Source organism: Clostridioides sp. GD02404 (assembly GCF_045898275.1).
GTDB classification, from domain to species: Bacteria; Bacillota; Clostridia; order Peptostreptococcales; family Peptostreptococcaceae; genus Clostridioides; species Clostridioides difficile_A.
The window spans coordinates 89,685-105,463 of the sequence record NZ_JBJOCA010000009.1; the positions used below are offsets into that span (position 1 = coordinate 89,685).

Genomic DNA, 15,779 nt, shown 5'->3' on the forward strand with positions numbered 1-15,779 from the left:
ACTATGCATTTGGTTTCCATTTTGCTAATGTATTTTCATTATTTTTTTAATTTTTTCTCATCCTAAAAAAGTAAGGTTTGTACATTCATCTTATAATCTAAACTAAAAAAGGCAAAACCACAACTTGTATAAGTTACTGGCTTTGCCTATTTAATAATCAATATTTTTTAGCAACAACAACCATCATCGAAGTTAAATAACAACAATACTATTAGTATAACCCATATCCATATATTGTCATCGCATAATAAGTCTTCTAAAATGTCTGTACATAATAATAAGAATACTACAACTATTATTATCAACATTTTATTACTAAAAAAACCTTCGCATCCTCCAAAGAAACGTTCCATATTGTCTTCTAATTTTGTCATAACTAATCCTCCTTGAATCATTAAGAGACTAAGTTCTGTCTCTTTAATTAAATATATGTAGTAATAGACAGATAAGTTACTTCTAAAAAGTTTTTATTGATTAGTTTATTTATTTCTTTTTCGCCCAGTTTATTGTATCTATCAACTTCATCTAGATAGTCTTTTTTTTCTTCTGATATAGTATAAATTAAACTTTCTATTGATTTTACTTTGTACTCTTTATATCTTTCTATCAAGAAGGATGTTTTTGAACTTTCTATCCCTTTCTTCACATGCATTAATCTTGATATGTAATCTTCTTTTTCATTAGATACATAGCTTTCTTTTTCAGCTACATCTTCAAGGATTAAATTGGTTTCCATTACATAATCCTCTATACGTTGCATATCTAAAGTTATTGAATTATAATAAAAATTTACTGCTATAAGTAAAAACATTCCTACTGATGCTAGTAATAGTCCTACATATTTCATAGCATTTCCTCCTAAGTTATATTTGTTATCAATAAAGTTTATTCATCAAATAATACTTTATTACTACCTTTATAAAATTTTATTATTTTTTATGGATTCCATATTGAAAAATTCTCGATATTATATTAAACTAACATTAAAATTAATTAAAACTGCTTTAGGAGGCTTAAAATGTTTGAAAAAATAAAAGAAATAATAGCAGAACAATTAGGGGTAGACAATTTAGATGAGATAACTATGGAAGCGTCTTTAATGGATGACTTAGAAGCTGATTCACTAGATGCTGTTGAAATTATAATGGCCCTTGAAGACGAATTTGGAATAGAAATACCAGACGAAGAAGCTGAGAATTTTAAATGTATCGGTGATATATGTAAATATATCGAAGAAAACAAATAATATTGTTTTGTCTACAAATATAAATAGTCTGTGTAAACTTCTATATAATAATTTATATCGAAGTTTACACAGACTATATTACGTTTATTTACAATTATAGAAAATATTCAATTTTCATATATAAATTACTCAAATTAAAGTTACTTTTCTTCATAAAATGTTACATTCTTTATTACTATATCTATGGTTCCATCTTGATTTTGTTTTACAGTATATTTCATTGGGTCTTCAAAATCAGTTAAATTTCCTTTTATATCAAACCCATTATCCGTTTTTATACTTCTTTTTTTAAGCTTTTTCTCAACCCATTTCTTATCTATACTAAAACCTTCATCAAGACCTTTTTCTTCCATATGTTCTTTGAAGCTATCCTTTAGCTCCTCATCCTTAATTGAATTATCAACAAAGTCATTTATATCAACCTCATGTTTTTCCTTTAATGTATAGTTTAATATACTTCTTACATCCTCTGCTTGTTTTATATCATTACTAAGGGCATTCGTTATCCAATTTTCAGCTGTGTTTTTAAACACTTTTGTTTTATACTTATCGTCATCAATTTTTTTAGCATTTAAAAATTCTGTAACAAACTTTGATTCTGACCCTTCTTTTTCTGCATCTTTATCTAAAAGTCTTAGATGAAACTCATCATTCATTCCACTTAAACTAATTAAAGCTCCTTGTTTTTGTCTTAGAGTCTCTGGAATACCAATTTCATTTGAAACCATTTGAATATTGAATTTATCATCTACAAATTCAATTGAATGAGTATACAATTTTTTATAATCTAATTTTAATATAGCTACACTCTTTTCATCTTTAATAGTATATAAACAAATTGCCAAATCACAAGATTCTAATGCAGCATTGATTTTCATAACATCAAACAAGTAAGATGCAATTTCTTTAGAATTTTTTAAAAAAGAACTTTCATCATATATTATTTGCTCGCAACAATTCTTAATTAAATTATCATTATAATCTTTAAAAATACCTTTTCTTAAATCCTCATCTTTCGCAATTCTCTTTATAGCTTTTTGAAAAAATCCATCCACTTCTTGATTAACCTTGCCTTCAAAATCATTTAATATTGGAACATCACTATTTTTATCTAAAACATGTATTATAAATTTATGTATTATCATATATATCACCCCATTATCTTAATTTCGATATTAACTCTTTCATATCCTTTGGTATATCTGCTTTAAATTTCAATTTTTCTTTTGTTCTTGGTTGCTCAAACTCCAACTCATAAGCATGAAGTGCTTGCCTATCTATAAGATTTTCATCTACACAACCATATAACTCATCACCTATTATTCCATGCCCTATATGAGCCATATGAACCCTTATTTGATGTGTTCTACCAGTTTCTAAACTTACTTCTAGTACAGTTGCATTTTTTAATCTCTCTATCACCTTATAATGAGTAATAGATACCTGTCCTCTTTCATCTATTATTCTCTTTATGGAGTCCTCTGTTTGTCTATAAATCGGCTCATTTATAGTTCCTTCATCTTCTTCTATAATTCCATCAACTACTGTTATATAAGTTTTTTTAACCTTATTTTCACTCATTGCTATAGACAAAGTGTGATGTGCATAAGCATTTTTCGCTACTATGACAAGTCCTGATGTATTCATATCTAACCTATTTACAAATCGTATTTTTACATTTTCCTTTTGATTATCTATATAGTAACTGACACCATTTGCTATTGTTTTATCATAGTGGCTTTTGGTTGGATGAACTACCATAAATGGAGGTTTATTTACCATGATTATATCAAAGTCATCATATATTATTTGCAAATTTAAATCTTGAGGTTCAAATTTTGCTTTTTCTTCTTCTATTTTTACCTCTATCAAATCACCACAATATACTTTTATGCTTGGTTTTTTATATACTCCATTTACTAGAACACTCTTTTCTCTCTTCATTTTTGATAATGACCTAACTGAGAAATTCAGTTTGTCCAATAAAACTTCTTTTAAAGTCATTTCTTCTTCATTTGTATATGATATTATATTATATCTTTGATTTTCTTTTTTAAACAATCCTTTACCTACTTTCTTTTATATCTTCAAAATCATGATATTATATATTTTACACTATTTTTGTTTAATAGATAATAATTATTTTTAACTATAAAAACCTGTAAGAATAACGAATAGTTACTCTTACAGGTTACATTCATGTTTAAATATTTAATTTTAAAAGATTATAATTTAGAACTATCTTTTAACTATTAGTGTAGTTCCCATTCCACCACCTATACAAAGTGTAGCTAAACCAGTTTTAGCATCTCTTCTCTTCATTTCATATAGAAGTGTAGTAAGTATTCTTGCTCCTGAACAACCTATTGGATGCCCTATAGCTATTGCTCCACCATTAACATTAACTTTAGCCATGTCTATATTTAAGTCTTTTACTACAGCTATAGATTGAGCAGCAAATGCTTCATTAGCTTCAACTAAATCTATATCTTCTATAGTCATATTAGCAGCTTCTAAAGCTTTTTTAGTTGCTGGAACTGGTCCATATCCCATTATCTTAGGGTCAACACCAGCTGTTCCATAAGAAACTATAGTAGCAAGAGGCTCTATTCCTAATTCTTCAGCTTTTTCCTTAGCCATTACTACTAACATAGCAGCACCATCATTGATTCCTGATGCATTACCAGCAGTAACTGTTCCATCTTTCTTAAATGCTGGTCTTAATTTAGCAAGTTTCTCCATTGTAGTACCAGCTTTTATATATTCATCTTTATCTACTATAGTGTCGCCTTTTCTACCTTTTATAACAACTGGAACTATTTCTTCGTCAAATTTTCCTTCAGCTTGAGCTTTTTCAGCTTTGTTTTGGCTTGCAAGAGCTAGCTCATCTTGTTCTTCTCTAGTTATATTCCATTGTTCTGCTATATTTTCAGCAGTAATACCCATGTGGTAGTTATTGAATATGTCTGATAATCCATCTTTTATCATTGAATCAACAAAAGCAGCATCACCCATTCTTGCACCATATCTAGCACTTGGTACTAAATAAGGAGACATACTCATGTTTTCAGCTCCACCAACTAGCATTATATCAGCATCACCTAATGCTATAAGTTGAGATGCCATTGAAACAGATCTTAATCCAGAACCACAAACTATATTTATAGTCATAGCTGGTTTTTCTACTGGTATTCCTGCACCTAATGCTATTTGTCTCGCTACATTTTGTCCAAGACCAGCTGTAAGTACTCCTCCTAAAAGTGATTCATCTATCATATCTGGAGTTATATTCGCTCTTTTTATAGCTTCTTTAGCAGCTGTTATTCCTAAGTCTACTGCTGAAACTGATTTAAATGCTCCTCCAAAACTTCCTACTGCTGTTCTAGCTGCACTGGCAATTACTACTTCTCTCATATTCATTACCCCCATTAAATTAGATTTTTATCAGATTTCCGAAATTATTTCTTAAACAATGCTATTTAAATTTCTAACCTCTTATTTATTGTAATCATAGAATCCTATCTTAGTTTTTCTTCCTAACTGGTTAGCTCTAACCATTTTAGCTAAAAGTGGATGTGGTCTATACTTAGTATCTCCAAATTCAGTATATAGAACGTTCATTATAGCTAAAACAACGTCTAATCCTATTAAGTCACCTAATGCTAGTGGTCCCATTGGATGGTTTGCTCCTAATTTCATAGCTTCATCTATTTCTTCTTTACTTGCAACGCCATCTGCATATATACCAACAGCTTCATTTATCATAGGTATAAGTATTCTGTTTACTACAAATCCAGGAGATTCAGATACATCTACTGGCACTTTATTGATACTCTTAGATAGTTCAAATACTGTATCAAAAGTAACTTTTGATGTTAACTGACCGCTTATAACCTCAACTAATTTCATCATAGGAACTGGATTGAAGAAATGCATTCCTATAACTTTATCTGGTCTAGTAGTAGAAGAAGCTATTTCTGTTATAGATAAAGATGAAGTATTTGTTGCTAAAATAGTATCTTCTTTGCATAACTCATCTAATAATTTGAAAACATCTTTCTTTATGTTCATATCTTCCACAGATGCTTCTATTATTAAATCCATATCTTTTAAGTCTTCATAGTTAGTAGTTGAACTAACATGACTTAATATTTCTGCTTTTGTAGCTTCATCCATTTTTCCTTTAGTAACTAACTTAGTTAAATTTTTATCTAATAAGCCTAAACATTTATCTATAGCACCTTGAGTTCTACTCTTTAAACATACATCATGACCACAACTTGCAAAAGTTTGTACAATACCACTTCCCATAGTTCCACTACCTATTACAGCTAATTTCATAGTTATAACCTCCTGTTATTTTAGTATTTATATTCTGCTAACTAGATTAAAATATTTATTTAATCTAGTTAACAGCAAATATATTTTTAATTAGATTTTTTACCCTTTTATAAAGTTCGCTTCTCTTTTTTCAATAAAAGCTGACATTCCTTCTTTTTGGTCCTTAGTTGAGAAACAAAGACCAAATAAATTAGATTCTATATCTATTCCAGTATTTATATCAGTTTGAGCACCAAGTTGTATTGCTTCTTTAGAGTATCTAACTGCAAGTTGAGCATTTTTAGCTATTACCTTAGCTAATTTTTCAACTTCTTCCATTAAAACTTCTGGCTCAACTACTCTATTTACTAGCCCTATTTTTTCAGCTTCATCAGCTTTTATAACTTGACCTGTAAAGATTAGTTCCTTTGCTTTTGCCATCCCAACCAATCTTGTAAGTCTTTGAGTTCCTCCATATCCTGGAGTTATTCCAAGAGTTACTTCTGGTTGGCCAAATTTAGCTTTAGCAGATGCAATTCTTATATCACATGCCATTGCAAGTTCGCATCCTCCACCTAAAGCAAATCCATTTACAGCAGCTATTACTACTTTTTTGCTATTTTCTATTTCTCCACAAGCTTTTGCTCCTAGGCCACTAAAATCTTTAGCAGCTACAGCATCTAAATCTTTCATATATGCAATATCTGCTCCAGCTACAAATGCTTTTCCTTCCCCTGTCAATATTACAACATCAATAGTTTCATCATTATTAATATCTACAAATATTTCATAAAGTTCTTCTAAAGTTTTAGAATTTATTGCATTAAGGGCTTTAGGTCTATTCATTTTCACTGTGCATATATTTCCATTTACTTCAATAGCTACATTCTCATAAACTTTAACATCACTTGTACTCATAATATCCTCCCCAAGAAATTAGTTAGCTAAAACTTCACCTTTTTCTTTTGCAACACTTAATTGACTGATAAGTTCTGGAAGTACTTTATGAACATCTCCAACTATACCAACATCAGCATATTTAAATATTGGAGCTTCTGGATTTTTGTTTATAGCAACTATAAACTCAGCATCTTCCATACCAGCTATATGCTGTATTGCTCCAGATATACCACATGCTATATAAAGGTCTGGTCTTACAGTTTTACCAGTTTGACCAACTTGTCTTGCTTTGTCTAACCATCCTGCATCTATAGTGGCACGAGAACCAGAAACTTCTCCACCTATGATTTCAGCTAATTCATAAAGTACGTCTAAGTTTTCTTTTCCACCCATTCCACGTCCTGCAGAAACTAGTATCTTAGCATCTTCTATCTTAACTTGTTTTTTAGCTTCTTTTATTACTTCTACAACTTGAACTAATTTGTCAGCTTCAGTAAATTCTACTTTAAAACGATTGATTACAGCTTCTTTAGTTTCATCGATTTCATTTTTCTTCATAACTCCTGGTCTAACTGTAGACATTTGAGGTCTGAAATCTTTACAAACTATTGTTGCCATTATATTTCCACCAAAAGCAGGTCTTGTCATTAATAATAATTTTGTATCCTCAGCTACTGCAAGACCTGTACAGTCAGCAGTAAGTCCTGTATGTATTCTAGCAGATACTCTAGGAGCTAAATCTCTACCTATTGAAGTTGCTCCAAATAGTACAACGATTGGGTCAGCTGCTTTTATTGCTTCATAAGCTGCTTTTGTATATGGTTCAGTTGTATACACTGCTAAAGCTTCATCATCAACTACAATTACTTCATCTGCTCCATAGTGTGCTAATGTATCTATTAAACCTTCTACTTTACTTCCTAAAAGTAATGCAGAAACTTTTGTATCATAATCTTTTGCTATTTCTGTAGCCTTTCCTAGCAATTCTAAAGAAACGGTTTGAATTACATTTTCTCTTTGTTCTATTACTACTAAAACGTTACCCATTCTTTATCCCCCCTTAAATTATATGATAAACTTCTCTTTTAATTTATCTATTACAATTCCAGCTGATGTTTTTGCATCTTCATTGTATATTGTGCCAGCTGGTTTAACTGATTTTGTAAATGATTTAAATACACTAGTTGGAGAACCTTTAAGACCTAAATTAGTAGGGTCAACTTCTATATCTTTTACAGTCCAAGTTTCTACTACATCATTTTCAAATGCATCGTATATTCTTCCAACCTTCATGTATCTTGGTGTGTTCATATCTTTAAGAGTTGTTATAAGGCATGGCATTTTAACTTTTAAGTCATGACAACAATCTTCAAATTGTCTTTTTACTAATACATATTCACCTTCAGTTTTTATTTCTTCAGCATATGTTATTGATGGAAGTTTTAAATGTTCAGCTATTTGAGGACCAACTTGTGCAGTATCTCCATCTATAGCCTGTCTTCCAGCTATTATAATATCAAAATCTATATTTTTTAATGCTCCTGCTAATGCTGATGAAGTCGCCCAAGTATCAGCACCTGCAAATGCTCTATCTGTTAATAATATTCCTCTATCTGCACCCATTGCTAAAGCTTCTTTTAAAGCCATATCTGCTTGAGGAGGTCCCATTGTTATAACAGTTACATGAGCACCCATTTCTTCTTTTAATCTTATAGCTTCCTCTAGACCTGCTTTATCATCAGGGTTTATTATACTTGGTACTCCATCTCTAATTAAAGTACCTGTATTAGGATCTAGTTTAACTTCTGTTGTATCTGGAACTTGTTTTATACAAACGACTATATTCATAAATCCTTCCTCCATATCTATTTTAATATCGACCTATTGTGTATATTGTATTTATCTATTTTAATAATTTTCCTGAAATAACCATTCTTTGAACTTCACTAGTTCCTTCATATATTTCAGTTATCTTAGCATCTCTCATCATTCTTTCTACTGGATAGTCACGAGTGTATCCATATCCACCATGAAGTTGTACAGCCTTTGTAGTAACTTCCATAGCTGTTTCAGCTGCAAATAGTTTTGCCATCGCTGCTTCTACTCCATAAGGTTTTCCTTCATCTTTGTTTATAGCTGCTTGATATACAAGATGTCTAGCCGCTTGTATTTTAACTTCCATATCAGCTAATTGGAATTGTGTATTTTGGAATTTTGATAGTGGTCTACCAAATTGTACTCTTTCTTTTACATATTTAACTGTTTCATCAAGAGCTCCTTGTGCTAAACCTAAAGCTTGTGCTGCTATACCAATTCTACCACCATCAAGAGTAGACATCGCTATCTTAAATCCTTGTCCTTCTTTTCCAAGTAAATTTTCTTTAGGTATTCTGCAATCTTCAAATATTAATTCGCTAGTAGCAGAACCTCTTATACCCATTTTCTTTTCTTTAACCCCAAAGCTAAATCCAGGAGTTCCTTTTTCAACTATAAATGCTGATATTCCTCTGTTCCCTTTAGACTTATCAGTCATTGCCATCACTACATATATATCACCAGCTATTGCATTTGTTATAAATATTTTTGAGCCATTAAGTATGTATTCATCTCCATCTAAAACAGCAGTTGTTTGTTGTCCAGACGCATCTGTTCCAGCATTAGGTTCAGTAAGACCAAATGCTCCTAATTTTTCCCCACTTGCTAATGGCTTTAAGAATTTTTGTTTTTGTTCTTCGTTACCATATTGATATATAGGCCAAGAACCAAGAGATGTATGAGCTGATAAGATAACTCCTGTAGTACCACAAACTCTAGACAATTCTTCAACTGCCATTATGTATCCTACAGTATCTCCACCTTCTCCACCATACTCTTTTGGATATGGTATACCCATCATTCCTGCTTTTGCCATTTTTTCCACTGTTTCGTATGGAAATCTTTCTTCTTCATCAAGTTCTGTTGCTAAAGGTTTAACTTCATTTTCAGCGAAGCTTGCATATAACTCTTTAAGCATCTGATATTTTTTAGAATTTAAATCCATAATAGCCTCCTCAGTATTTTATAAATATTTTATTTTCATTTATTAATTAAAATCTCGGCAGCATCTATAATAAAGTATTTGAACATACGTCGAGAAATTTATAACCTTAATTAAAGTCAGCTCTATATTTATATGCAATTATACTAACCAATTATGACATTAATTTAATTATAAATTGTTAATTTAAAATCAACTACACTTAAAAAAAATCTCGCTTTTTGGAATTTTGTGAAATTTCAAGCTAAAATAAGACTTCTCTCACAATGGTCATAGATAAAATAATTTGTTTATGATATTTACTTTTAGGGTATTTCAATAGTAAAGAGTATATACATTGCTACTTTCACTACTATTTTTAACCCATATAAAATTTTTTTCTCATATCAAAATTATTTTAATAGAGCTAAATAATCTTGCTTTTTTATGATTATTTTGTTTTTTAAATATCTTACATTTATAATAGTATCACTCAAAGGATAATTTTTCAATAATTTCTAATTATTTTTTTAACAATATTTACTACATTTTTTCCATTTTTTTGTCATTTTTTTTTAATTTAGAAGAAAAATCAGAATTTTTTAACTTTATTTTGGATTATTAGTTTAAATTAGATTTTCCCATTAGATTTATAAATATTTCACCAAAAAAACTATCCCTGTATACGATTTATACAGGGATAGTTTTTTACAAACTTCTACTATAATTTACTATATTTTTTACCAATTCTTACAAACATCTATCCATTTTTCACAATTAGAAAACTTCTCCATTTCATCACAAGTAAGTTCTATTGCAGAATTACTACTTCCACATGCAGGGAACACTGTATCAAATCTTTTCATTGAGTCATCTAAATAAACTTTTAAAGGATTCTTTAAACCAAATGGGCAAACACCTCCAATAGCATGTCCAGTAAACTCTAGCACTTCTTCTGGTGTTAACATCTTTGCTTTACAACTAAATTCAGCCTTATATTTCTTATTATCAATCTTAGCATCTCCAGCTGTTACAATTAATATTGCATCATCACCTATCTTAAATGAAAGTGTCTTAGCTATCCTTGCTGGAATAACACCTGCTGCTTCAGCTGCAAGCTCTACAGTAGCACTAGATTGTTCAAACTCCAATATACTTTCTTCTCTTCCAAATCCTTTAAAATACTCTCTTACATTACTTATTGACATCAAATACCCCTCCTAATCTGAATGTTTATAAACCTCATATTATTCTTAATTATATATATGATTGGTTGATTTTTCAATTTTTAAAAATTATTCCATAATAGTAGAGTTCCATACATCATTATTTTTGCCAACTACTAAATATAAACCTTCTGCCATTGGAATATCGACAATGTATTCTCCCTTATATTCGACACTCATGCCAGACTGATTAAAGTATCTATAATCAAAACTTAACCCTTTTGGAATTATAAAGTCAACATAACCTTGATTGTTTGGCTTTATTCCATATTTTAGAGTTTTTCCAGTTACAGAATTTTTTTCATTAGATAAATCTATATTTACATATGAAGAACATTTATTTATTCCTTTTTTATTTTCTACACAGTTTTCAAACTTCATTTTAGCACTTCTTAGCCTATAACTATATCTACTATTATTACTTATTTTAAATCTTACAATAGTACCAACATCTCTACTTCTCCTGCTATCAAAATCAAAACCAATTTCCTCTAAATGATTTATTTCATAATCTTTGACACTTACCATATCTCTATATACTAATTTATTTATAGCTATGAATAGTGTAAAAATCCCAAAAATAAAAAATGAAACCTTTATAAACTTATTCATTTCTAGTCTCCTTATATTTTGTGCTATTGTGCTATAATATTAATTTAAATTTTAATAATTAAACTTATTCTTTTTTGAAATCTTAATAGAAAAATACATCGATATTATAAAAATTATTATTGTTAAAAACGTAATGCTATACAGGTTTATGTATTTAGTATTAACCATATCAGTTACATAATTTGAAAGATATACTCCTCCAATTTTACTATAATTAAAATGCTTTACTTGATATACAACCATGCTAATCATCTTTAAAAGACCCCCATATGCAAAGTAGATTAAAATACTTATTATTAGACTACAAACTTTCATTTTGCCATATCCAAATTTAAAAATTAAAGGAAGTAAAATCGCTAAAATTGCTAAGAATATATTTATAGAGAAAAATACATCATTTAAAACCATATTTCTGAAAAATACTAGTGATGTCAATTTGCTTATTAAAGACACAACTATTGTTACAGAAATTATTAAACCCACACCTAATAAATATTTTGAGTATACTATATCTTCTATACTAACTGGCATACTTCTTATAAAAATCCTTGAATCATTTTCATAATCACACTCAAATGTATTTATAAACATTAGATAACTCACAACAATACTTACTGTATAATATGAAATTGAATTAAGGAAAAAATAAAAAACAAAAAATAATACTATGTACTTTAAATTCCGTATACCATCTGAACTAATTCCTATTATTAAATCTTTCCTTATTAAATTAAACATTATTTCACCTCATTTACATAATAATACATTAGTTCTTCTATAGTAGGATTTTTGACCTTATGCTTATCAATTTCTACCAACAAACTTTTTATTTTCAAACTGTCTCCAACTTTAACAAGTGCCTCATTATAATATTTATACTCTTTTACCCCAACTATATTTTCTTTAATTTCTTCTAATTCTGCTTTATTTGCTCTAATTATTTTATATTCCTGTTCTATTAAATCTTTCTTAACTGTAAAAATCTGATTTCCTTTGTTTATGAAAACGAGATAATCAGCAACTTTAATTAAATTATCAGTGTTATGAGTAGAAATTATTACACTGCTGTTTCCATTTTTTACGAAATCTTTTAAGTACTGCATTATTTCAGACCTTACAATTGGGTCTATTCCAGCAGTTGGCTCATCCAAAATCAATAATTTAGCATTATGACTAAGTGCATTTGACAACATAAGTTTCTCAGATTGACCTTTAGATAAATTCTTAATATGCATATTTTCTTCTATGTCAAATTTTTTAAGATATTCATCAAATCTTTCTCTATCAAAATCACTATAAAACAATGATACTATTCTTCTAAATTCTTTAACCTTTAAGTGTGGATAAAATTGTAAAGAATCATATACAAAACCAATATTGTTTTTAAAACTTATTGGAGAATCGTCAATAGTCTCATCACAAAGTTTAATTTCTCCTTCATCTGCATCAATAATTCCCATTATAATTTTTATTAAAGTCGTCTTCCCTGAGCCATTTGGACCTATAATGCCGACAATATCCCCTTCATTTAGCTTCAAGTTTATATCATTCAACTTGAATTTACCTAATTTTTTTGTGATATTCTTTACTTCAAACACATCGTCACCTCTTATGTATGTTTTTATACCCGCCTATACATATTTTAACACATTCACAACAAGCTAGGTCATTTATAAATTTATAAATTAAGAATTATAAAACTATGTTATAATACAAAGTATGAAGAGGTGAATATATGAAAAGAATTATAACTATAAATACAAACCAATTAAATAAGTCCCTTGAGACTAAAGAACTCTTAACTAGAAAACTTACCAATGCTGGTTTTGAAGTGTATTCAGATGTTTATCCAGATACAGAGCTCATTATATCAATTGGCGGTGATGGCTCTTTTTTAAGGACAGTTAGAGATTTCGATTTTCCTGAAATTCCTATAATGGGTATAAATACAGGACATCTAGGTTTTTTTCCTGATATTTTACCAGATAAAATCGATAACTTTATTGAAGCTTATCTAAAAAAAGATTATATTATTCAAGAAATGTCACTTCTTAATGCTGAAGTATACACAACTACTAGTGGCTCTAACATGCTTGCTGTAAATGAGGTTGTTATAAGGGGGGACAAGTCTAGGACTATACACCTAAATTTAAACCTTGATAATAGACACATACAAAATTTTAGTGGAGATGGTATGATTATTTCTACTTCCACAGGTTCAACAGCCTATAACTATTCTGCCGGAGGTAGTATTGTTGATATAAATCTTGAACTTATGCAGATTACACCTTTACACCCAATAAACACCAACGCATATAGGTGTTTTACATCAAGTATAATATGTTCAAATGAATCTATTATAAAAATTGCACCAGAATACAGATTTGAAGATTCAGTATTAATTGTAGTTGATGGAGTTGAACACAGATTTAGACAAATCGAAAATATAAAAGTTAGTATATCTGATGCAAAAATAAAATTACTTAGGATGTCAAATTATGAGTTTTGGCATAGAGTATCTGAAAAATTTTTATAGACTGCAATTAGGAGGATTTTAAATATGAAAATAGGAATAATGAGTGATACTCATGGTAGCTTGCTTTACTTTGAAAAAGCATTAAATGTATTATCTGATTGTGACATTCTCTTACATGGTGGAGATGTCCTATATCATGGACCTAGAAATGAGATTCCAGAAGGATACAATCCTAAAAAATTTATCGAAGTATTAAATAAGTTAGAAAATATTATGATTGTAAAAGGAAACTGTGATGCAGATGTTGACCAGATGGTAATAGAACATCCTATTCAAAGTCCTTATGTCATGAGTCAATTTGGTGAAATTAGAATTATATTAAATCATGGCTATACAGAATCAGAAGAAGAAATTATTGACAAGGCAAAAAAAATGGGTGCTGACATATTGGTTTTAGGTCATACCCATATAAAGAAACTATATATGGATGATAATTTAATAGTTATAAATCCAGGAAGTACTTCTATTCCTAAAGATGGAAGCCACTCTGTAGCAATTATAGATATTATAAAAACTGATGATGAAGATGAACTTGAACTTGATATCAACTTAGTTGACATCAATACTGGAAATATAATAAATATTAACGAATAATAAACTTTCAATAAAAATAAATCAAACTTAATTCTTTTAAATGAACAAAAAAAACAAGTAAACTCTGCTATTTATATCTTAATTAGAACTTTAAAGATAATATCCTAGACCTCTAATTAAATCTAACTTAGTTTACTTGTTTTTATTATATGTTGTCATTGATTTATCTGTATTACTGTAATTCTAATGCTTCTGTATATGGTTTACTATTCTTACCTCCACCAACTTGCACAAATTTATCAGCCTTTACTTTTTTTATAAAACTTTTCTGCGCACTACTTAAACTTCCACTTGCAAGGATTACAGGTGATTTTGTCTTTGATGCTAATACTCCAGCAGCAAGTCCGTCAACTAAATCAGCTTCTCTTCCACTTCCATCTTTTGCAAAATACATATTATTAACTTTACTTAATTTTCCATAAAACTTTTCTAAGACTTTGGCATTTGTATCTTTTCTATCTGTACCTGCTAGCCTTTCTGAATTGGCTAATTGTCCCTCAAGGTTTTTACTTATACTATATTCTCCACCTATTATGTAAGTCTCATTTGAATTTTGTGTAATAAAACTCTTTGCTCCACTTCTTATACTATCTTTACTTGTATATATTATAGCCATATTATCACTTGCTGCTGGGCTTGATATTGAAGTTGCATCTGCTAACCCATTGTATCCATTAACTACTGCTACTTTTGAAACACCTAAATCTCCTGTATCATCCAGTTGCTTAGTAAGAAGTAATGAAGTCTCTTCTCTATCTGCTCCACCAATTCTGCTTACTAACACTCCTATGTCCTCAAGAGATTCTTTTACACTCGATGAAATAGCTCCTTCACTTCCGATTAAAATAACTTCTTCTGGATTAAGTCTTTTTATTTCATCTGTAACATTATCTGGCATACTATTTTTATTAGTAAGTAGTATTGGTGCATCCAACTTACTAGCTAAAGGAGTTGAAGCCAATGCATCTGGCAATGAATTTGAATTAACTAGAAATACTCTCTCTGAACCATTATTCCATCCACTTTGAGATATTTTTATGGCCGTATCAAATCTATCTTCACCAATTAAGGTCTCTCCCTTTGGAGACTTTCTGTTTTTAAGATAATGATTCATACCTGTCTGTGTATTTTGATTTTTATCAGTGATGTCTGCATATACACAACTTGGCATCATAATTCCCACTACAAGTGCAAATGCTATTATTTTTTTAGATTTAATTTTCAATATAATTCCCCCTTTTAATATTAATACTTATTGCTATCTGTACCTTTTATCGATACACACAATTAAAAATAATTATCCTTTATAAAACTAATTACAAAAATAGC

At 29.4% G+C, this 15,779-nt stretch carries 18 protein-coding genes; 3 read left to right on the plus strand and 15 right to left on the minus strand.

Features of this window, described 5'->3' with window-relative positions; genetic code table 11:
- Positions 1-167 precede the first annotated feature (167 nt).
- Positions 168-374 carry a hypothetical protein gene (locus Q3287_RS07630; RefSeq protein ID WP_054269611.1) on the minus strand — a complete coding sequence of 69 codons (207 nt, stop codon included), beginning with the start codon at positions 372-374 and terminating at the stop codon, positions 168-170.
- A gap of 47 nt (positions 375-421) precedes the next feature.
- Positions 422-847, minus strand: coding sequence for a hypothetical protein (locus Q3287_RS07635; protein WP_054269610.1), 426 nt, complete (start codon positions 845-847; stop codon positions 422-424).
- 171 nt (positions 848-1,018) lie between these two features.
- On the opposite strand from Q3287_RS07635, the gene acpP reads away from it, so the two are divergent.
- Positions 1,019-1,246, plus strand: coding sequence for an acyl carrier protein (gene acpP / locus Q3287_RS07640; RefSeq protein WP_003418905.1), 228 nt, complete (start codon positions 1,019-1,021; stop codon positions 1,244-1,246).
- A gap of 140 nt (positions 1,247-1,386) precedes the next feature.
- Here acpP and Q3287_RS07645 read toward each other — a convergent pair whose 3' ends face one another.
- The 12 genes from Q3287_RS07645 to Q3287_RS07700 form a co-directional block, all read right to left on the minus strand.
- Entirely contained in the window at positions 1,387-2,391 is a 1,005-nt protein-coding gene (locus tag Q3287_RS07645; protein WP_054276200.1) for a nucleoid-associated protein, read from the minus strand.
- Between the two features lie 13 nt (positions 2,392-2,404).
- The gene (locus Q3287_RS07650) at positions 2,405-3,307 is read right to left on the minus strand and encodes an RluA family pseudouridine synthase (protein WP_054269608.1); all 903 of its coding nucleotides are present in this window, start codon (positions 3,305-3,307) and stop codon (positions 2,405-2,407) included.
- Between the two features lie 177 nt (positions 3,308-3,484).
- Complete coding sequence (locus tag Q3287_RS07655) at positions 3,485-4,660, minus strand: acetyl-CoA C-acetyltransferase (protein WP_054276199.1); 1,176 nt, start codon at positions 4,658-4,660, stop codon at positions 3,485-3,487.
- 81 nt (positions 4,661-4,741) lie between these two features.
- The gene (locus Q3287_RS07660) at positions 4,742-5,587 is read right to left on the minus strand and encodes a 3-hydroxybutyryl-CoA dehydrogenase (protein ID WP_021383883.1); all 846 of its coding nucleotides are present in this window, start codon (positions 5,585-5,587) and stop codon (positions 4,742-4,744) included.
- A gap of 99 nt (positions 5,588-5,686) precedes the next feature.
- Entirely contained in the window at positions 5,687-6,484 is a 798-nt protein-coding gene (locus tag Q3287_RS07665; protein ID WP_407963799.1) for an enoyl-CoA hydratase-related protein, read from the minus strand.
- 18 nt (positions 6,485-6,502) lie between these two features.
- Positions 6,503-7,513 (minus strand): electron transfer flavoprotein subunit alpha/FixB family protein, encoded by a 1,011-nt coding sequence (locus Q3287_RS07670; RefSeq protein WP_054269605.1) that lies wholly within the window; start codon positions 7,511-7,513, stop codon positions 6,503-6,505.
- Between the two features lie 18 nt (positions 7,514-7,531).
- Positions 7,532-8,314, minus strand: coding sequence for an electron transfer flavoprotein subunit beta/FixA family protein (locus tag Q3287_RS07675; RefSeq protein ID WP_054269604.1), 783 nt, complete (start codon positions 8,312-8,314; stop codon positions 7,532-7,534).
- 55 nt (positions 8,315-8,369) lie between these two features.
- Positions 8,370-9,506, minus strand: a complete 1,137-nt coding sequence (locus Q3287_RS07680) for an acyl-CoA dehydrogenase (protein ID WP_054269603.1) — start codon at positions 9,504-9,506, stop codon at positions 8,370-8,372.
- A 716-nt stretch (positions 9,507-10,222) separates the two neighbouring features.
- Positions 10,223-10,690, minus strand: coding sequence for a YbaK/EbsC family protein (locus tag Q3287_RS07685; protein WP_407963800.1), 468 nt, complete (start codon positions 10,688-10,690; stop codon positions 10,223-10,225).
- An 87-nt stretch (positions 10,691-10,777) separates the two neighbouring features.
- Entirely contained in the window at positions 10,778-11,320 is a 543-nt protein-coding gene (locus tag Q3287_RS07690) for a hypothetical protein (protein WP_407963801.1), read from the minus strand.
- A 51-nt stretch (positions 11,321-11,371) separates the two neighbouring features.
- Complete coding sequence (locus Q3287_RS07695; RefSeq protein WP_407963802.1) at positions 11,372-12,058, minus strand: ABC-2 transporter permease; 687 nt, start codon at positions 12,056-12,058, stop codon at positions 11,372-11,374.
- Positions 12,058-12,918 (minus strand): ABC transporter ATP-binding protein, encoded by an 861-nt coding sequence (locus Q3287_RS07700; RefSeq protein WP_054269599.1) that lies wholly within the window; start codon positions 12,916-12,918, stop codon positions 12,058-12,060. Before Q3287_RS07700 ends, Q3287_RS07695 begins: the two co-directional genes overlap by 1 nt.
- 137 nt (positions 12,919-13,055) lie before the next feature.
- Here Q3287_RS07700 and Q3287_RS07705 point away from each other — a divergent pair, with 137 nt between their 5' ends.
- Entirely contained in the window at positions 13,056-13,856 is an 801-nt protein-coding gene (locus Q3287_RS07705) for an NAD(+)/NADH kinase (protein ID WP_054269598.1), read from the plus strand.
- 24 nt (positions 13,857-13,880) lie between these two features.
- Positions 13,881-14,450 (plus strand): phosphodiesterase, encoded by a 570-nt coding sequence (gene yfcE, locus Q3287_RS07710; protein WP_407963803.1) that lies wholly within the window; start codon positions 13,881-13,883, stop codon positions 14,448-14,450.
- A gap of 172 nt (positions 14,451-14,622) precedes the next feature.
- Here yfcE and Q3287_RS07715 read toward each other — a convergent pair whose 3' ends face one another.
- Positions 14,623-15,675: a cell wall-binding repeat-containing protein gene (locus Q3287_RS07715; RefSeq protein ID WP_407963804.1), complete on the minus strand. Its 1,053-nt coding sequence runs from the start codon at positions 15,673-15,675 to the stop codon at positions 14,623-14,625.
- Positions 15,676-15,779 lie beyond the last annotated feature (104 nt).